The organism is Pantoea sp. ARC270 (genome assembly GCF_003236725.1).
Lineage (GTDB): Bacteria > Pseudomonadota > Gammaproteobacteria > Enterobacterales > Enterobacteriaceae > Pantoea > Pantoea anthophila.
Genome location: NZ_PUGA01000017.1, coordinates 32,193 through 49,585 on the forward strand (window position 1 = coordinate 32,193; position 17,393 = coordinate 49,585).

19 protein-coding genes are annotated in these 17,393 nt (G+C 57.4%); 12 read left to right on the forward strand and 7 right to left on the reverse strand.

Annotated elements, in window-relative coordinates:
- Positions 1-37 precede the first annotated feature (37 nt).
- On the reverse strand, positions 38-619 hold the full coding sequence (locus CKF42_RS10020) for an ACP phosphodiesterase (protein WP_111208103.1): 582 nt from the start codon (positions 617-619) through the stop codon (positions 38-40).
- 103 nt (positions 620-722) lie between these two features.
- Between CKF42_RS10020 and queA the strand changes: the two genes are divergently transcribed.
- From queA to secF, 5 genes are all read left to right on the forward strand, one after another.
- Positions 723-1,793 (forward strand): tRNA preQ1(34) S-adenosylmethionine ribosyltransferase-isomerase QueA, encoded by a 1,071-nt coding sequence (gene queA / locus CKF42_RS10025; RefSeq protein ID WP_009091763.1) that lies wholly within the window; start codon positions 723-725, stop codon positions 1,791-1,793.
- A 79-nt stretch (positions 1,794-1,872) separates the two neighbouring features.
- Positions 1,873-3,021 carry a tRNA guanosine(34) transglycosylase Tgt gene (gene tgt / locus CKF42_RS10030; protein ID WP_009091761.1) on the forward strand — a complete coding sequence of 383 codons (1,149 nt, stop codon included), beginning with the start codon at positions 1,873-1,875 and terminating at the stop codon, positions 3,019-3,021.
- The gene (yajC, locus tag CKF42_RS10035) at positions 3,021-3,353 is read left to right on the forward strand and encodes a preprotein translocase subunit YajC (protein ID WP_009091760.1); all 333 of its coding nucleotides are present in this window, start codon (positions 3,021-3,023) and stop codon (positions 3,351-3,353) included. The genes tgt and yajC overlap by 1 nt, the downstream gene beginning before the upstream one ends.
- 25 nt (positions 3,354-3,378) lie before the next feature.
- A complete protein-coding gene (gene secD / locus CKF42_RS10040; RefSeq protein WP_009091758.1) occupies positions 3,379-5,226 on the forward strand; it encodes a protein translocase subunit SecD in 1,848 nt (615 codons plus the stop codon).
- Positions 5,227-5,236: 10 nt separating this feature from the next.
- On the forward strand, positions 5,237-6,205 hold the full coding sequence (secF, locus tag CKF42_RS10045; protein WP_009091756.1) for a protein translocase subunit SecF: 969 nt from the start codon (positions 5,237-5,239) through the stop codon (positions 6,203-6,205).
- Between the two features lie 60 nt (positions 6,206-6,265).
- On the opposite strand, the gene CKF42_RS10050 is transcribed toward secF, so the two are convergent.
- Entirely contained in the window at positions 6,266-6,844 is a 579-nt protein-coding gene (locus tag CKF42_RS10050; protein ID WP_111208104.1) for a DUF3251 domain-containing protein, read from the reverse strand.
- A 16-nt stretch (positions 6,845-6,860) separates the two neighbouring features.
- Positions 6,861-7,298 carry a peptidoglycan-binding protein LysM gene (gene lysM, locus CKF42_RS10055; protein ID WP_009091752.1) on the reverse strand — a complete coding sequence of 146 codons (438 nt, stop codon included), beginning with the start codon at positions 7,296-7,298 and terminating at the stop codon, positions 6,861-6,863.
- Positions 7,299-7,483: 185 nt separating this feature from the next.
- Here lysM and nrdR point away from each other — a divergent pair, with 185 nt between their 5' ends.
- The 6 genes from nrdR to pgpA all read left to right on the forward strand — a co-directional run bounded on the left by nrdR (position 7,484) and on the right by pgpA (position 11,554).
- Entirely contained in the window at positions 7,484-7,933 is a 450-nt protein-coding gene (nrdR, locus tag CKF42_RS10060; RefSeq protein WP_009091750.1) for a transcriptional regulator NrdR, read from the forward strand.
- Between the two features lie 3 nt (positions 7,934-7,936).
- Positions 7,937-9,037: a bifunctional diaminohydroxyphosphoribosylaminopyrimidine deaminase/5-amino-6-(5-phosphoribosylamino)uracil reductase RibD gene (gene ribD / locus CKF42_RS10065; protein WP_058956372.1), complete on the forward strand. Its 1,101-nt coding sequence runs from the start codon at positions 7,937-7,939 to the stop codon at positions 9,035-9,037.
- A gap of 90 nt (positions 9,038-9,127) precedes the next feature.
- Complete coding sequence (gene ribE, locus CKF42_RS10070) at positions 9,128-9,598, forward strand: 6,7-dimethyl-8-ribityllumazine synthase (RefSeq protein WP_009091746.1); 471 nt, start codon at positions 9,128-9,130, stop codon at positions 9,596-9,598.
- Positions 9,599-9,617: 19 nt separating this feature from the next.
- Positions 9,618-10,037, forward strand: coding sequence for a transcription antitermination factor NusB (gene nusB / locus CKF42_RS10075; protein WP_009091744.1), 420 nt, complete (start codon positions 9,618-9,620; stop codon positions 10,035-10,037).
- Between the two features lie 55 nt (positions 10,038-10,092).
- Positions 10,093-11,070 carry a thiamine-phosphate kinase gene (gene thiL, locus CKF42_RS10080; RefSeq protein ID WP_046101351.1) on the forward strand — a complete coding sequence of 326 codons (978 nt, stop codon included), beginning with the start codon at positions 10,093-10,095 and terminating at the stop codon, positions 11,068-11,070.
- On the forward strand, positions 11,015-11,554 hold the full coding sequence (gene pgpA / locus CKF42_RS10085) for a phosphatidylglycerophosphatase A (RefSeq protein ID WP_111208105.1): 540 nt from the start codon (positions 11,015-11,017) through the stop codon (positions 11,552-11,554). Before thiL ends, pgpA begins: the two co-directional genes overlap by 56 nt.
- Positions 11,555-11,605: 51 nt before the next feature.
- Here the strand turns inward: pgpA and CKF42_RS10090 are convergent, their stop codons facing one another.
- The 4 genes from CKF42_RS10090 to xseB form a co-directional block, all read right to left on the reverse strand.
- Positions 11,606-12,580, reverse strand: coding sequence for an aldo/keto reductase (locus CKF42_RS10090; protein ID WP_111208106.1), 975 nt, complete (start codon positions 12,578-12,580; stop codon positions 11,606-11,608).
- 80 nt (positions 12,581-12,660) lie between these two features.
- On the reverse strand, positions 12,661-14,526 hold the full coding sequence (gene dxs / locus CKF42_RS10095) for a 1-deoxy-D-xylulose-5-phosphate synthase (protein ID WP_046101353.1): 1,866 nt from the start codon (positions 14,524-14,526) through the stop codon (positions 12,661-12,663).
- Between the two features lie 19 nt (positions 14,527-14,545).
- A complete protein-coding gene (gene ispA, locus CKF42_RS10100) occupies positions 14,546-15,445 on the reverse strand; it encodes a (2E,6E)-farnesyl diphosphate synthase (RefSeq protein ID WP_111208107.1) in 900 nt (299 codons plus the stop codon).
- Positions 15,445-15,687: an exodeoxyribonuclease VII small subunit gene (xseB, locus tag CKF42_RS10105; protein ID WP_111208108.1), complete on the reverse strand. Its 243-nt coding sequence runs from the start codon at positions 15,685-15,687 to the stop codon at positions 15,445-15,447. Before xseB ends, ispA begins: the two co-directional genes overlap by 1 nt.
- Positions 15,688-15,919: 232 nt before the next feature.
- On the opposite strand from xseB, the gene thiI reads away from it, so the two are divergent.
- Complete coding sequence (thiI, locus tag CKF42_RS10110; protein ID WP_009091733.1) at positions 15,920-17,368, forward strand: tRNA uracil 4-sulfurtransferase ThiI; 1,449 nt, start codon at positions 15,920-15,922, stop codon at positions 17,366-17,368.
- The last annotated feature ends 25 nt before the right edge of the window (positions 17,369-17,393 follow it).

The following is a 17,393-nucleotide window of genomic DNA, read 5'->3' on the forward strand; positions in this document are numbered from 1 at the left end:
CCTGCGCCCGCCCGGCGCGGCAGCAGAGGATCGGGTTTTACAGGGTGCGGCTGGTCGCCAGCGCCATTAAACGCGGATAAAAAACAAAAAACAGCGCTTCCAGCTGATCGTAGTGTTCAGTGAAATCCTGATAGGAGTCGCGCAGTGCCGCCAGACGCGGACGGCGGCTGGCCATGCCGTGGAGAACCCGCTCCAGCCGCGCGGGCTGGGCATAATGCTCAAACCAGCGCTCGCGCCACATCACTGCGTTAAGTTCCTGAAAATCGACCGGCGTCTCCGCGAGGTGCGGCACGATTTCGCGCTCGGCGGCGGCAGAAAACTGCGCCAGCGTCTGGCCGGGCATGAACTGCTGCCAGTGACGGGCCAGAAAATGGTCCCAGATGACGTCCAGCGTAATCGGGGCCACGCGATAGGTTTCAGCACGGAACAGCTGACGGGCGCTGCGCACTTCCGGCAGCGTGTCGGTCATGACGTCAAGACGCCGGTGCATGAGGATGCCGTCTGCGACAGGCGCAGACCAGTGCTGGTGCGGGTTACCCCGCACAAAGTCAGCCATTAGATTGCCGAGCAGGGAGCTGTCGGCCAGCTGAGCCAGATGGAGATGAGCAAGAAAGTTCATGCCGCATTATAGGCTGAACTGCCTTTGCGCAGCCAGCTGTTCAGAATTGGTCGATTTTCCGCTAAACTGTGCCGCCTGTTTTTGCCTGAGAAAGAACACTTCAATGCGTGTCGCCGATTTTGCTTTTGAATTGCCCGAATCCCTGATTGCTCACTATCCCCAGGCGCAGCGCAGCGGCTGCCGTCTGCTGTCGCTCGACGGTCCCAGCGGCGCACTGACGCACGGGGTCTTTACCGACGTGCTGGATAAGCTGAATCCAGGCGATCTGCTGGTGTTCAACAATACCCGTGTGATCCCGGCGCGCGTCTTTGGCCGCAAAGCCAGCGGCGGCAAAATCGAGATGCTGGTCGAGCGGATGCTCGACGACAAGCGTGTGCTGGCACATGTGCGCGCCTCAAAAGCGCCGAAGCCGGGTGCAGCGCTGCTGCTGGGCGAAGATGAGAGCGTGAAAGCGACCATGGTGGCTCGCCACGATGCGCTGTTTGAGATTGAATTTGATGATGAGCGCGCGGTACTCGATATCCTGAACAGCGTGGGCCATATGCCTCTGCCGCCCTATATCGATCGGCCGGACGAAGAGGCCGACCGCGAGCTTTATCAGACCGTCTACAGCGCCCGTCCGGGCGCCGTCGCGGCACCCACAGCCGGTCTGCATTTTGATGAGCCGCTGTTGCAGGCGCTGAAAGAGAAGGGCATTGAGATGGCGTTTGTGACGCTGCATGTCGGGGCGGGAACCTTCCAGCCGGTGCGTGTCGAAACCATCGAAGAGCATCACATGCACGCGGAATATGCCGAAGTACCGCAGGAGGTGGTTGATGCGGTGCTGGCCTGCAAGGCGCGCGGCAATAAGGTGGTTGCGGTGGGCACCACCTCCGTCCGGTCGCTGGAGAGCGCAGCCAAAGCGAGCCAGGATGCCCTGATCGCGCCATTCTTCGACGATACCCAGATTTTTATCTATCCGGGCTATGAGTATCAGGTGATCGACGCGCTCATCACCAACTTCCATCTGCCTGAATCGACCCTGATTATGCTGGTCTCGGCCTTCGCCGGGTATCAGCACACCATGGCCGCGTACCGCGCAGCCGTGGCTGAGCAATATCGTTTCTTCAGTTATGGCGACGCGATGTTTATCAGCAAAAATCCGCAGGCGCCGCTGGAAAAAGTGGGCGACTGATTTATCAACCGATAGCCGGAATCGTGCTCTGCGTGACAGAAGGCTATCTGCATCGGACTGTTTCTCCGATGGAGGCTTTGTGAAATTTGAACTTGATACCACAGACGGGCGCGCACGCCGTGGCCGTCTGATTTTTGATCGCGGCGTGGTGGAAACCCCGGCGTTTATGCCCGTTGGCACCTATGGCACCGTCAAAGGCATGACGCCGGAAGAGGTACAGGATACCGGCGCGCAGATCATTCTGGGGAATACCTTCCATCTCTGGCTGCGTCCGGGTCAGGAGATCATGAAACTGCACGGCGATCTGCATGACTTTATGCAGTGGAAAGGGCCGATTCTGACCGACTCCGGTGGCTTCCAGGTCTTCAGCCTGGGCGACATCCGTAAAATCACCGAAGCGGGCGTGCATTTCCGTAACCCGATCAACGGCGATCCGATCTTCCTCGATCCGGAAAAATCGATGGAGATTCAGTATGACCTCGGTTCCGACATCGTGATGATTTTCGATGAGTGTACGCCTTATCCGGCGGACTGGGACTACGCCAAACGCTCAATGGAGATGTCGCTGCGCTGGGCACGACGCAGCCGTGACCGTTTTGACAGCCTCGGCAACAAAAATGCACTGTTTGGCATTATCCAGGGCTCGGTTTACGAAGATTTACGAGATGTCTCGGTTAAAGGTCTGGTAGAGATTGGCTTTGATGGGTACGCTGTGGGCGGCCTGGCGGTGGGTGAACCTAAGCAGGACATGCACCGTATTCTTGAGCACGTCTGTCCGCAGCTTCCGCAGGATAAACCCCGTTATCTGATGGGCGTTGGCAAACCTGAAGATCTGGTTGAGGGCGTCCGTCGCGGCGTCGATATGTTCGACTGCGTGATGCCAACCCGTAATGCGCGCAATGGTCATCTGTTTGTGACCGAGGGCGTGGTGAAGATCCGCAACGCCCGCTACAAAGATGACACCGCGCCACTGGATGCGGAGTGTGACTGTTACACCTGTCGCAATTATAGCCGGGCCTACTTGTATCATCTCGACCGTTGTAACGAAATACTGGGCGCGCGTCTGAATACTATCCACAATTTGCGCTACTACCAGCGTCTGATGGCTGGTTTACGCCAGGCTATCGAAGAGGGTAGATTAGAGCGCTTTGTAACTGAGTTTTACCAACGGACGGGTAAAGAAGTTCCGCCTTTAACGTCTGACAATTCATCAATGAGGGAAATTTAATGAGCTTATTCATTTCTGACGCCGTGGCCGCAGCAGGCGCACCGTCTCAGGGAAGTCCGTATTCTCTGGTGATCATGCTGGTGGTGTTTGGTCTGATTTTCTATTTCATGATCCTGCGTCCGCAGCAGAAACGTGCGAAAGAGCACAAGAAGCTGATGGATTCCATCTCAAAGGGCGATGAAGTGTTAACCAGCGGTGGCCTGGTGGGTCGCGTCACAAAAGTCTCAGACACGGGCTACGTCGCTATCGCGCTGAATGACACCAACGAAGTGGTCATTAAACGTGATTTCGTTGCCGCCGTGCTGCCTAAAGGCACCATTAAGGCGCTGTAATTCTTTCTTCCCTAAGGGAACTGCCGTGTTAAACCGTTATCCTTTGTGGAAGTATGTGATGCTGGTCGTCGTGATTATCGTCGGCCTGCTCTATGCGCTTCCCAACCTCTATGGTGAGGATCCGGCCGTTCAAATCACTGGTGCGCGCGGAAGCGCCGCCAGTGAGCAGACGCTGGATCAGATTCAGTCCGCATTAAAACAGGACAATATCCAGAGCAAATCTGTTGCGCTGGAAAATGGAGCGATTACCGCGCGCTTCGCCAATACGGATGTGCAGTTACGCGCCCGTGAAGCGATCATGAAAGCGCTGGGTGAAGACTACGTCGTGGCGCTGAACCTCGCGCCTGCCACGCCCCGCTGGCTGACCATGCTGTCAGCAGAACCGATGAAACTCGGTCTCGACCTGCGTGGCGGCGTGCACTTCCTGATGGAAGTGGACATGGACACCGCACTCAGCAAACTGCAGGAGCAGAATGCTGATACGCTGCGTAGCGACCTGCGCGCCAAAAATATCCCCTATACCAACGTCAATAAAATCGCGAACTACGGCGTGGAAATTCGTTTCCGTGACGCCGCCAGCCGCGATGCGGCGATTTCCTGGCTCTCTTCCCGTCATCAGGATCTGGTGATCAACAGCAGCGGCAGCGATGCGCTGCGTGCCACCATGAGCGATGCTCGTCTCAGCGAAGCGCGTGAATATGCGGTTCAGCAGAACATCACGATTCTGCGTAACCGTGTGAATCAGCTGGGCGTGGCGGAACCGCTGGTTCAGCGTCAGGGTTCCGATCGCATCGTGGTGGAACTGCCAGGGATTCAGGACACGGCGCGCGCCAAAGAGATTCTGGGTGCGACCGCAACCCTGGAATTCCGTCTGGTGAACACCACCGTGGATCCGAGCGCAGCCGCCAGTGGCCGGGTGCCGGGTGACTCCGAAGTCAAAAAGATGCGTGACGGCCAGCCGGTCGTACTCTACAAGCGGGTGATTCTGACCGGTGACCACATCACCGACTCGACCTCCAGCATGGATGAGTACAACCAGCCACAGGTGAACATTTCACTGGATGGCGCAGGCGGAAACATCATGTCGAACTTCACCAAGGACAACATCGGTAAACCGATGGCGACCCTGTTTGTGGAGTACAAAGACAGCGGTAAAAAAGATGCCAATGGCCGTTCCATTCTGGTGAAGCAGGAAGAGGTGATTAACGTCGCCAATATCCAGTCTCGCCTGGGGAACAGCTTCCGCATTACCGGTATCAACAATCCGAACGAAGCGCGTCAGCTGTCGCTGCTGCTGCGTGCCGGTGCGTTGATTGCGCCAATCCAGATCGTGGAAGAGCGCACTATCGGACCGACCATGGGTCAGCAGAACATTACTCAGGGTCTGGAAGCCTGCCTCTGGGGTCTGCTCGCGTCGATCCTGTTCATGGTGGTGTTCTACAAGAAGTTTGGTCTGATTGCGACCAGTGCACTGCTGGTAAACCTGGTGCTGATTGTCGGCATCATGTCCCTGCTGCCGGGCGCGACCCTGACCATGCCGGGTATTGCCGGTATCGTGTTAACCCTGGCGGTGGCAGTTGATGCCAACGTACTGATTAACGAACGTATTAAAGAAGAGCTGCGCAACGGGCGCTCGGTTCAGCAGGCAATCCATGAGGGCTACAAAGGCGCCTTCTCCAGTATTGTCGATGCGAACGTGACCACCCTGATCAAAGTGATCATTCTTTACGCGGTCGGCACCGGTTCGATCAAAGGCTTTGCGATTACCACCGCTATCGGTATCGCGACCTCAATGTTCACCGCGATTATCGGTACCCGTGCCATTGTTAACCTGGTTTACGGTGGCAAACGCATCAACAAGCTGTCTATCTGAGGAGTGCGTTGTGGCACAGGAATATAACATTGAGCAGTTAAACCACGGGCGTAAAGTCGTCGACTTTATGCGCTGGGATACGCTGGCCTTCATCATTTCGGGACTGCTGATCGTCGCTGCGATTGCGATCGTGGGCGTGCGCGGTTTTAACTGGGGCCTCGATTTCACCGGCGGTACCGTGATTGAGATTGCGCTGGAAAAACCTGCCGACCTCGACACGCTGCGCAGCGATCTGGTGAAAGCGGGCTTTGACGAGCCGCTGGTGCAGAACTTTGGCAGCAGCCGTGACGTCATGGTGCGTATGGCACCGGTTACCGGCCCGGCAGGCACCGAAATAGGCAATAAAGTGGTGTCGGTGATTAACCAGACCACCCAGCAGAACGCGACCGTTAAGCGCATTGAGTTCGTAGGCCCGAGCGTGGGCAGCGACCTGGCGCAGGCGGGGGCGATGGCGCTGTTGTCTGCACTGATTGCGATTCTGATCTATATCGGTTTCCGCTTTGAGTGGCGTCTGGCACTGGGCACCGTGCTGGCGCTGGCGCATGACGTCATCATCACCTGCGGTCTGCTGGCGCTGTTCCGTATTGAAATCGACCTGACGATTGTTGCCTCACTGATGTCAGTAATTGGCTACTCGCTTAACGATAAAATCGTGGTCTCTGACCGTATTCGTGAAAACTTCCGCAAGATCCGTCGCGGCAGCGCTTACGATATTACCAACGTGTCTCTGACCCAGACCTTAAGCCGTACGCTGATTACCTCGCTGACCACACTGGCGATGATCCTCATCCTCTTCATCTTTGGTGGTGCGCTGCTGAAAGGCTTCTCACTGACCATGCTGATTGGTGTGACGATCGGTACGATTTCATCCATTTATGTCTCTTCGGCGCTGGCGCTGAAGCTGGGCATGAAGCGTGAACATATGCTGGTGCAGAAGGTTGAGAAAGAGGGCGCAGATCAGCCTTCTATCCTGCCGTAATCGCATGACAGAAATGAAAACGGGCAGCCCTGGGGCTGCCCGTTTTTTTTGCGCCGGCCGTCAGGGTAATGCCGGTGCAGCAGGTGGGGTCTGGGTCGGCACGTTACCGGTCACGTTATGCACGCGGACGTAGCCAATCTGCTCCGGTGTCAGACCGCTGAGTCGCAGCGGAACGGTTACTGAATGCTGCGGCAGCAGGGAGGCAGGCACGGTGATGGTCTGACTCAGCGTGTCATTGCCGAGCGGTTTGCCGCTGGCGGGATCGAGTTCACCCCAGATCACCGTGGCGTTCAGCGCAGGCAACGGCTGTTCATCCATCGAACGCACCGTGAGGGTTGCCCGCGAGCCGCTCGCTTCAGCCGTGACGGGCGACAGCGTCAGTCGCAGCGTACCGAGCCGGGTCTGCAACGCCACGGGCGTATTGGCCTGTGGCAGCAGCCATGCTCCCTGCTGCGACTGGCTGTTCAGCTGTCCCTGAATCTCCAGCGCACTGGCTTGCGAGGTCAGGTGCTGCATCTGCTGATTAAGCTGATTCACTTCCTGATGCAGCTCTCTGACCTGCGGTGTGCTGGCGGTGCTGCTGCATCCGCTCAGCGTCACCAGAGAGAGCGCCACCGGAAACCAAACCATCCTGTTCATAAGTTATCCTTGTCCGTTATTTCGGGATGCGTAACACCTGACCCGGGTAGATCTTATCAGGGTGTGACAGCATCGGTTTGTTCGCTTCGAAAATCTTATTGTACTCATTGGCGTTGCCGTAGACCTGTTTCGAGATAGCGCTCAGCGTATCGCCTTTTTTCACCGTGTAGAGTTCGGACTCCGCTGCGCTGTCGGTGACGGTAACCTTGTCTTCCACTTTGGTGATGCCCGCGACGTTGCCCGCTGCGATCAGAATCTTCTCTTTCAGCTCCTGAGAGAGGCCATCGCCGGTCACCGTGACGGTATCGCCATTCACTTTGACATCAACCTTGTCGCTGTCGGGTAATCCGAGTTTGTTGATGTGCTCCTGCAGCTTTTTATTCTGGTCATCACCGCCATGCACGGCATCCCACAATTTTTCACCCGCTTCTTTCACAAAGTTAAACAGACCCATACAACCTCCAGTGTGTTAGTGGAAAATTTCAATTGCAGCCCTTAAAGCGTAGTCCCTTTTGCTGCAGACGAAATTTAGCATCGTTTATCCTGAGAGGTGAATCCTCTGAAAGGCACGAAGAGATTTTGTTGATTCGCAGTTCGCGCTACACTGTCTGACCCATCACTCTCGCGTCAGGAAACGTCATGCATTGCCCATTCTGCTCCGCTGTGGACACCAAAGTGATTGATTCTCGTCTGGTTAGTGAAGGCTCTTCGGTGCGCCGCCGCCGCCAGTGTCTGATGTGCCATGAGCGCTTTACCACCTTTGAGGTGGCAGAACTGGTGATGCCTCGCGTGGTGAAAAGCAATGACGTGCGCGAACCCTTCAATGAAGACAAAATGGCCAGCGGGATGATGAAGGCGCTGGAAAAGCGTCCGGTCAGCGCCGACGCGGTGGAAAGCGCCGTGAACCATATCAAAACCCAGCTGCGTGCCACGGGTGAACGGGAGATCCCCAGTAAGCTGATTGGCAACCTGGTGATGGATGAGCTGAAAAAACTCGATAAGGTGGCCTACATCCGCTTCGCCTCGGTTTACCGCAGCTTTGAAGATATCCGGGATTTTGGCGAAGAGATCGCCCGGTTACAGGATTAAAGTATGGATGAACGCTATATGGCGCGCGCGCTGGAGCTGGCGCGACGCGGCCGTTTTACCACCATGCCCAACCCCAACGTCGGCTGCGTTATCGTACGCGATGGTGAGGTCGTGGGGGAGGGGTGGCACCAGCGCGCCGGAGAACCCCATGCGGAAGTCCACGCGCTGCGTATGGCAGGCGAAAAAGCGCGCGGTGCTACCGCCTATGTGACGCTGGAGCCGTGCAGTCATCATGGCCGTACGCCTCCCTGCTGTGATGCCCTGATCGCCGCCGGTGTGAAGCGGGTCGTGGCCGCGATGCAGGACCCGAATCCGCAGGTCGCCGGTCGCGGGCTGCACCGCCTGCAGCAGGCGGGCATTGAGGTCAGCCACGGTCTGATGATGCCGGAAGCGGAGGCACTCAATCGCGGCTTCCTCAAGCGGATGCGCACCGGGTTTCCCTGGATTCAGCTTAAACTGGGCGCGTCGCTGGATGGCCGGACCGCCATGGCCAGCGGCGAAAGTCAGTGGATTACCTCTGCGGCTGCGCGTCGTGATGTGCAGCGTCTGCGGGCGCAAAGTGCGGCTATCCTGAGCAGCAGCGCAACCGTGCTGGCGGACGATCCCTCCCTGACGGTGCGCTGGTCCGAACTCAGTGCGGACACCCAGGCGCTGCTGGATGAGCAGCAGCTGCGTCAGCCGGTGCGGGTGATTATCGACAGCCAGAATCGCGTTACGTCCGGGCATCGCCTGATTACGCAGCCGGGAGAAACCTGGCTGATGCGCCATCAGCCGGATCAGCAGAGCTGGCCCGCAGGCGTGACGCAAATTGCCGTTCCGCAGCGCGAGCATCAGCTGGATCTGGTGGCGATGATGATGCTGCTGGGCCAGCGCCAGATCAACAGCGTCTGGGTTGAAGCGGGTGCAACGCTGGCGGGTGCGCTGCTGCAGGCGGGACTGGCCGATGAGCTGATCGTCTACGTGGCACCTAAGCTGTTAGGTGATGAAGGCCGCGGCCTGTGTCACCTGCCCGGACTCAGTCAGCTGGCTGATGCGCCTGCCTTTCGTTTCAGCGATGTCCGTCAGGTCGGAGACGATTTACGCCTGACCCTGACGCCGCAATAACACGGGCGGAAAAGCGAGAGCACGCCGCCGAAGAGTATGATAGAATCCGCCCCCCTGCGCGGGGCTAAATAAACCCCTGAAAGGATAAGTATGAAAGTTATCGAAGCTGCTGTTGCAACGCCTGAGGCCAGTGTTGCCATCGTTATCGCGCGTTTTAACAACTTCATTAATGACAGCCTGCTGGAGGGTGCAATTGATGCCCTGAAACGCATCGGCCAGGTCAAAGATGACAATATCACCGTAGTCTGGGTTCCCGGCGCCTACGAACTGCCTCTGGCAGCTCGCGCGCTGGCTAACGCCGGCAAATATGATGCGATTATCGCCCTCGGCACCGTGATTCGTGGTGGCACAGCCCACTTCGAATATGTGGCGGGTGAAGCCAGCTCCGGTATCGCCAGCGTCGCCATTAACAGCGACATTCCTGTCGCGTTTGGCGTGCTGACAACCGAAAGCATCGAGCAGGCCATTGAACGTGCCGGTACCAAAGCCGGTAACAAAGGTGCGGAAGCCGCACTGACCGCGCTCGAAATGATCAACGTATTGAAAGCCATTAAAGCCTGATTTTTGTAAGGGGAATTTTGTGAAACCTGCTGCTCGTCGTCGCGCCCGTGAGTGCGCTGTTCAGGCGCTTTACTCCTGGCAGTTGTCGAATAACGACATTGCCGATGTGGAATACCAGTTTCTGGCGGAACAGGACGTCAAAGACGTCGACATTACCTATTTCCGCGAACTGCTGTCCGGTGTGGCGACCAACAGTGCGTATCTGGATGGACTGATGAAGCCCTACCTGTCGCGTCAGCTTGAAGAGCTGGGCCAGGTAGAAAAAGCGATCCTGCGCATCTCACTGTATGAGCTGAGCAAACGTGATGATGTGCCCTATAAAGTGGCCATCAACGAAGGGATTGAGCTGGCGAAAGTCTTCGGCGCTGAAGACAGTCATAAATTTGTTAACGGCGTGCTGGATAAAGCCGGTCCACAGATTCGACCCCATCGCAAATAAACAAAAAGGCCGGCTTGCCGGCCTTTTTTCATAGAGGGTTAAGCGGAACGTAATTATGTCTTGTGGTGAATTTGAACTCATCGCACGCTACTTCAACCGCAGAACACGCAGCCGCCGTGATGTCGAACTCGGCATCGGTGACGATTGTGCGTTACTGAGCGTGCCGGAAAAACAGACGCTGGCGATCAGCACCGATACCCTGGTTGCCGGTGTGCACTTTTTACGGGATATCCATCCCGCCGATCTTGGCTACAAAGCCCTGGCTGTTAATCTCAGCGACCTCGCCGCTATGGGCGCCGATCCCGCGTGGCTGACGCTGGCCCTGACGCTGCCGCAGGTCGATGAGAGCTGGCTGTCGGCGTTCAGTGAGAGCCTGTTTGAGCTGCTGGAGTATTACGATATGCAGCTGGTGGGCGGTGACACCACGCGCGGCCCGCTGAGCCTGACGCTGGCGATTCACGGTCTGGTGCCGCAGGGCCGGGCCCTGAAACGCTCCGGCGCGAAGCCGGGTGACTGGATCTACGTGACCGGCACGCTGGGTGACAGCGCGGCGGGGCTGGCGCTGCTGCAGCATCACTGCCGCATCAGCGATCCGGCGGTGCATGAGGCGCTGATCAAACGCCATCTGCGCCCCATGCCGCGCATTCTGCAGGGACAGGCCCTGCGTGCGCTGGCCTCCTCTGCGGTAGACCTCTCTGATGGCCTGATTTCCGATCTCGGTCACGTGCTGAAAGCCAGCGGCTGTGGCGCACGGCTTAATCTTGATGCTCTGCCGCTTTCTGGCGCGCTGCGTGACCATTTCGACCCTGAGCAGGTTCTGCGCTGGGCGCTGAGTGGGGGAGAGGATTATGAGCTCTGCTTCACCGTGCCGGAGGTGAATCGCGGCGCGCTGGATGTGGCGCTGGGTCATCTGGGCGTGCCCTACACCTGCATCGGTCAGATAGCACCGGAGTCGGAAGGCTTAACGCTGCTGGATAATGGCAAGCCCGCCACTTTCCGCCATAAAGGATTTGATCACTTTGATACGAAATAACGATGTGGCCAAAGGCCGCCTGCGGATGAGCAATCCCTGGCATCTGCTGGCGACCGGTTTTGGCAGCGGGTTAAGCCCGGTGGTGCCTGGCACCATGGGATCGCTGGCGGCGATCCCGTTCTGGTGGCTGATGACGTTTCTGCCGCAGGACCTCTATTCGCTGGTCGTGCTGGTCGGCATCTGCGTCGGCGTTTACCTCTGTCATCGCACCGCCAAAGATATGGGCGTTCACGATCATGGCAGTATTGTCTGGGATGAGTTTATCGGCATGTGGATTACGCTGATGGCGATTCCGGTCAACAGCTGGCAGTGGGTGCTCGGGGGATTTGTACTGTTTCGTATTCTGGATATGTGGAAACCCTGGCCGATTCGCTGGTTTGACCGCAACGTGCACGGTGGCATGGGCATTATGGTCGATGACATCATTGCCGGGGTCATTTCGGCTGCCATGCTGTATGGCATCGGAGTCTGGCTGGCGGGCTGATCCGCTCACCCGCGATAAGATGACGCCCGGCAAGGGCGTCATATTACAACGTTACTCGAATCCCACCGCCTGATGCGGCTGATAGACCTCTTCCAGCAGGGTAATCTCGTCGTCACTCAGTGTGACATCCACCGCCTTCACCAGATCCGCAAACTGCTCAGCACGCGACGCGCCAATGATTGGCGCCGTGACGGCAGGTTTGCTCAGCAGCCAGGCCAGGGCGACCTGTGCCCGCGTCACGCCTTTACTCTCCGCCACCTGCGCCAGACGCTGCGCAATGGCGGCATCATTCTCTTCGGTGGTGGCATAGAGCTTCGCCATGACCTGATCAGAGGTGGAGCGAGCGGTGTTTTCACCCCAGGGGCGGGTCAGCTTACCGCGCGCCAGCGGGCTCCAGGGCAGCACGGCGATCTGCTCTTTCTGACAGAGCGGATGCATTTCACGCTCCTCTTCACGCTGAATCAGGTTGTACTGATCCTGCATGCTGACAAAGCGATGCCAGCCCTGTTGCACCTGCATCTGCAACGCCTGTGCAAACTGGCTGGCGTGCATGGATGAGGCCCCGATGTAGCGCGCTTTGCCCGACTGTACGACATCATGCAGCGCTTCCAGCGTCTCTTCCAGCGGCGTCTCGTAATCCCAGCGGTGAATCTGCAGCAGATCGACATACTCCATGCCGAGGCGCTGCAGGCTGTCATCAATGGATTGCAGGATATTTTTGCGCGACAGACCCTGTGAGAGGTTGCTCAGGGGGAAATAGACTTTGGTGGCGACCACAATCTCTTCACGGCGCGCAAAATCTTTCAGCGCCCGTCCCAGGATCTCTTCACTGCTGCCGTCTGAATAGCTGTTGGCCGTGTCGAAGAAGTTGATCCCTGCGTTCAGCGCCTGCTGGATCAGCGGACGGCTGCTCGCTTCAGGCAGCGTCCAGGCGTGGTTGCCGCGCGTCGGCTCGCCATAGGTCATGCAGCCCAGACAGAGGCGCGAAACCTGAAGGTCGGTAGTTCCCAGTTGAATCAGTTTCATGGTGGAGGCTCCTGCGAAAGTGCAAAGGTTTCAGCATAGCAGGGCGTTGCGCTCCCCGGAGGGAGCGCAGAGAGGAGAGGTTACTGCGCCAGCCAGCGGGTGATCTGCTGCTGGATACCTTCGGCGTCCAGCAGGTAGTCATGGCGCACTTCTTCCTGTGTGCCCTGCGGGATAAATTCATCGGGCAGACCGATATTGAGAACCGGCACAGCCAGACGTTTCGCCATGACGAACTCATTGACGCCGCTGCCTGCACCGCCCTTGATTGCGCCTTCTTCCAGCGTAATCAGTGACGTGTGGGTGGCGGCCAGTTCGGCAATCAGCGCCTCATCCAGCGGCTTCACAAAGCGCATATCGACCAGGGTCGCATTCAGCGCTTCCGCCGCAGCGGCCGCTTCCGGCAGCAGCGTACCGAAGTTCAGAATCGCCAGTTCTTCACCCTGACGTTTCACCACGCCTTTGCCCAGCGGCAGGCTCTGTAGCGGTGCCAGTGGGGTGCCAACGCCGGTGCCGCGCGGATAACGCACGGCGCTCGGCCCGTCCTGATAGTGATAGCCGGTGTAGAGCATCTGACGGCACTCATTTTCGTCGCTGGGGGTCATGATCACCATCTCCGGCACACAGCGCAGATAGGCGAGATCAAATGCGCCCTGGTGAGTCTGACCGTCCGCGCCAACAATACCACCGCGATCGATAGCAAACAGGACCGGCAGTTTCTGGATAGCGACGTCATGGATCAGCTGATCGTAGGCGCGCTGCAGGAAGGTGGAATAGATGGCCACAATCGGCTTATAACCGCCAATCGCCATACCGGCGGCGAAGGTCACCGCGTGCTGCTCGGCGATCGCCACATCAAAATATTGCTGCGGGAACTCACGTGAGAAGGCCACCATGCCGGAGCCTTCACGCATCGCCGGGGTAATCGCCATCAGCTTCGGATCGTCGGCGGCCATTTCGCACAGCCAGTTGCCGAAGATTTTAGAGTAGCTCGGCAGACCTTCGGCACTTTTCGGCAGTTCGCCAATGGCCGGATCGAATTTAGGGACGGCGTGCCAGGCAATCGGATCTTCCTCTGCCGGGGCGTAGCCTTTCCCTTTCTTCGTCATGATATGCAGGAACTGCGGCCCTTTCAGGTTGCGCATGTTACTCAGCGTATTGACCAGCGTCAGGACATCGTGGCCATCAACCGGACCGATGTAGTTGAAGCCTAACTCTTCAAACAGCGTTCCCGGCACCACCATGCCTTTGAGGTGCTCTTCCGTGCGCTTAACCAGCTCTTTAATCGGGGGCAGGTTAGTCAGCACGCGCTTACTGCCTTCACGCAGTCGCGCGTAGGTTTTACCTGACAGGATCTGCGCCAGACGGTTATTCAGCGCGCCGACGTTTTCGGAGATCGACATCTCATTGTCATTGAGGATCACCAGCATGTCCGGTTTGATATCACCGGCATGGTTCATCGCTTCAAACGCCATGCCTGCGGTGATAGCCCCATCGCCGATAATACAGGCGGTGCGACGACCCTGACCTTCGCGTTCTGCCGCCGCTGCCATGCCCAGACCGGCACTGATGGAGGTCGACGAGTGACCGACGCTCAGCACGTCATATTCACTTTCGCCGCGCCACGGGAACGGATGCACGCCGTTTTTCTGACGGATGGTGCCGATGCGATCGCGGCGACCGGTCAGAATTTTATGCGGATAAGCCTGATGACCCACATCCCACACCAGATGGTCAAAAGGAGTGTTGTAGACATAATGCAGCGCGACAGTCAGTTCGACAACGCCCAGACCCGATGCAAAATGGCCGCTGGAGCGGCTCACGCTGTCTAACAGATACTGACGCAGTTCATCACACAGTGCAGGCAGCTTCTCTTTCGGCAGGGCACGCAGCTCCTGAACCGTGTTTGCCAGCGCCAGTGTCGGGTATTTAGCAATATCAAAACTCATCAGAGACTCATTATGGAAGTTATTTGTCGCGTTCAATTATGAAGCTCGCCAGCGCCTGCAGTGCTGTGGTGTTATAGGAGTGCGCAGCGAGCAATTCCAGAGCATCAAGGGCTTCCTGATACAAATCCCGCGCTTTGGCACGGGCATTTTCTAAGCCTAACAGTGAAGGATAGGTGCTTTTGCCCAGTTGCTGATCGGCACCCTGACGTTTTCCGATAACGGCGGTGTCACCCACCACGTCCAGGATGTCGTCCTGCACCTGAAACGCGAGACCGATAGCCTCAGCATAGCGGTCGAGCAGCGGCAGGGCTTCACGGCCCGCATCGCCTGCGGTAAAAGCACCTAAGCGGACGGCTGAGCGGATCAGCGCGCCCGTTTTGTGGCGATGGATCTGCTCCAGCTGATCGAGATCCACCGATTTACCCTCTGCCGCCAGATCAAGCGCCTGACCGCCGCACATGCCGGCCACGCCGCTGGCGTTTGCCAGTTCAGAGATCATCCGCAGCCGGTACTCCGCGCTGACACCCGGCATGGCTGCGTCAGTCAGAATTGAGAAGGCCAGCGTCTGCAGGGCATCCCCTGCCAGTATCGCCGTATCTTCGCCATATTTAATGTGACAGGTCGGCTGCCCGCGACGCAGTGCATCGTCATCCATCGCAGGGAGATCGTCATGAATCAGAGAGTACGCATGAATGCATTCAACCGCGGCGGCGGGCGCATCCAGACTCACCGGGTCGGCGCGGAGCATCTCACCGGTCGCGTAGACCAGAAAAGGGCGCAGGCGTTTACCGCCCAATAATGCCCCATAATGCATGGCATTAACCAGAGGAGAACTCTGAAAAGGAAGTGGCGCTATAAAACGCGTCAGCGCGGCGTTGACCTGCTGCTGATACGCGTCGAGTAATCGGACAAAATCCATTAGTCATTTTCCGGCGTGAAAGCAGTGAGGTCGGCGTTTTTATCATCGCTCAGCAGAATACGGACACGCTGTTCAGCCTGCTGCAGCGTCTGCTGGCCTGTCCGCGCCAGCTGCACGCCGCGCTCAAACTCGTTCAGGGCTTCTTCCAGCGGCAGTTCACCACTTTCCAGACGGCTGACAATCTGCTCCAGCTGCTGCAATGACGTTTCAAAGCTGGCTGGCTGTTCGGCTTTTTTCGGCATATTTCGTGTCGACTCACGGTTGGGACATTATCTCGCAATCGGTCATGGTAGCTGAGACCCTATGATTAGCAAAATAATCAATGCGGCAGCTGATGAAGAAGCAGTCACCTGACAAAGGTGATATACTCCCGCGCCTCGGATGCGGTTGCGCCTTGCAGCCCGCAATTTTGTGATTTTACCAGCTAAGTGCTGCCTCTTTTAGCACTTATTTGCCCAACGAAGCTGTGTCGCCATGAAGTTTATCATCAAGTTATTTCCTGAAATCACCATCAAGAGTCAGTCGGTGCGTTTGCGCTTTATCAAGATTCTTGCCAGCAATATCCGTAACGTCCTGAAAACTGTCAGCGACGACATCGCCGTTGTGCGTTACTGGGATCACATTGAAGTGCGCTCAAAAAACGACGCGCTGCGGGACATTATTCCCGATGAGCTGACGCGCATTCCGGGGATTCATCACGTTTTAGCGGTTGAAGATCGCGAGTACACCGATATTCATCACATCTTCGAACAGACCTTAGCGCAGTATCGCGACAGCCTCGAAGGGAAGAGCTTCTGCGTTCGGGTTAAACGTCGTGGTAAGCATAGCTTCAGTTCGCAGGATGTGGAGCGCTATGTGGGCGGCGGGCTGAACCAGCACATCGAAAGCGCCCGTGTGCAGCTTAAAAACCCGGAGGTAACGGTTAATCTCGAAGTGGACGAGAATCAGCTGACGCTGGTGACCGCACGCTATGAGGGGCTGGGCGGTTTCCCAATCGGCACACAGGAAGATGTGCTGTCGCTGATTTCCGGTGGCTTTGACTCCGGCGTCTCCAGCTACATGCTGCTGCGTCGCGGCAGCCGCGTACACTACTGCTTCTTTAATCTTGGCGGCGCCGCCCATGAGATTGGCGTCCGTCAGGTCGCGCACTATCTCTGGAACCGCTTTGGCCGTTCGCACCGGGTGCGCTTTGTGGCGATCAATTTTGAGCCGGTCGTCGGTGAGATCCTGGAAAAAGTGGATGACGGTCAGATGGGCGTGGTGCTGAAGCGCATGATGGTGCGTGCCGCTTCCCGCGTGGCTGAACGTTACGGCGTACAGGCGCTGGTCACCGGTGAAGCGGTCGGGCAGGTGTCGAGCCAGACGCTGACCAACCTGCGTCTGATTGATAACGCCTCCGATACGCTGATTCTGCGTCCGCTGATCTCTCACGACAAAGAGCACATCATCAAAGTCGCCCGGGAGATCGGTACCGAAGATTTTGCCAGCACCATGCCGGAATATTGTGGGGTGATTTCCAAAAGCCCGACAGTGAAGGCGGTGAAAGCGAAGATCGAGGCAGAAGAGCAGAATTTCGACTTTACGATTCTGGATCGCGTGGTGGAAGAGGCGACCAATGTCGATATCCGCACCATCGCTGAGCAGACAGAAGAGGAGGTGGTGGAAGTTGAAACCGTCGCGCTGCTGAGTGAAAACGACGTGGTGCTGGATATCCGCGCCATCGACGAGCAGGAAGAGAATCCGCTTGAGCTGAAGGCCACGGAGGTGAAATCACTGCCGTTCTACAAACTCAGCACGCAGTTTGGCGATCTCGATCAGAACCGCACCTGGCTGCTTTACTGCGATCGCGGCGTGATGAGCCGTCTGCAGGCCCTCTATCTGCATGAGCAGGGCTTTAAGAACGTGAAAGTCTACCGCCCGTAGTGCTGGCTTACGGTCAGTCAGACCC

What these genes read in the sequence shown, in the direction of transcription:
- queA (WP_009091763.1), top strand. Translation starts at nt 723, where the DNA reads ATGCGTGTCGCCGATTTTGCTTTTGAATTGCCCGAATCCCTGATTGCT.
- ribD (WP_058956372.1), top strand. Translation starts at nt 7,937, where the DNA reads ATGGATGAACGCTATATGGCGCGCGCGCTGGAGCTGGCGCGACGCGGC.
- lysM (WP_009091752.1), bottom strand. Translation starts at nt 7,298, where the DNA reads ATGGGTCTGTTTAACTTTGTGAAAGAAGCGGGTGAAAAATTGTGGGAT.
- pgpA (WP_111208105.1), top strand. Translation starts at nt 11,015, where the DNA reads ATGGCAAGCCCGCCACTTTCCGCCATAAAGGATTTGATCACTTTGATA.
- CKF42_RS10020 (WP_111208103.1), bottom strand. Translation starts at nt 619, where the DNA reads ATGAACTTTCTTGCTCATCTCCATCTGGCTCAGCTGGCCGACAGCTCC.
- dxs (WP_046101353.1), bottom strand. Translation starts at nt 14,526, where the DNA reads ATGAGTTTTGATATTGCTAAATACCCGACACTGGCGCTGGCAAACACG.
- CKF42_RS10050 (WP_111208104.1), bottom strand. Translation starts at nt 6,844, where the DNA reads ATGAACAGGATGGTTTGGTTTCCGGTGGCGCTCTCTCTGGTGACGCTG.
- ispA (WP_111208107.1), bottom strand. Translation starts at nt 15,445, where the DNA reads ATGGATTTTGTCCGATTACTCGACGCGTATCAGCAGCAGGTCAACGCC.
- CKF42_RS10090 (WP_111208106.1), bottom strand. Translation starts at nt 12,580, where the DNA reads ATGAAACTGATTCAACTGGGAACTACCGACCTTCAGGTTTCGCGCCTC.
- yajC (WP_009091760.1), top strand. Translation starts at nt 3,021, where the DNA reads ATGAGCTTATTCATTTCTGACGCCGTGGCCGCAGCAGGCGCACCGTCT.
- nrdR (WP_009091750.1), top strand. Translation starts at nt 7,484, where the DNA reads ATGCATTGCCCATTCTGCTCCGCTGTGGACACCAAAGTGATTGATTCT.
- ribE (WP_009091746.1), top strand. Translation starts at nt 9,128, where the DNA reads ATGAAAGTTATCGAAGCTGCTGTTGCAACGCCTGAGGCCAGTGTTGCC.
- xseB (WP_111208108.1), bottom strand. Translation starts at nt 15,687, where the DNA reads ATGCCGAAAAAAGCCGAACAGCCAGCCAGCTTTGAAACGTCATTGCAG.
- thiL (WP_046101351.1), top strand. Translation starts at nt 10,093, where the DNA reads ATGTCTTGTGGTGAATTTGAACTCATCGCACGCTACTTCAACCGCAGA.
- thiI (WP_009091733.1), top strand. Translation starts at nt 15,920, where the DNA reads ATGAAGTTTATCATCAAGTTATTTCCTGAAATCACCATCAAGAGTCAG.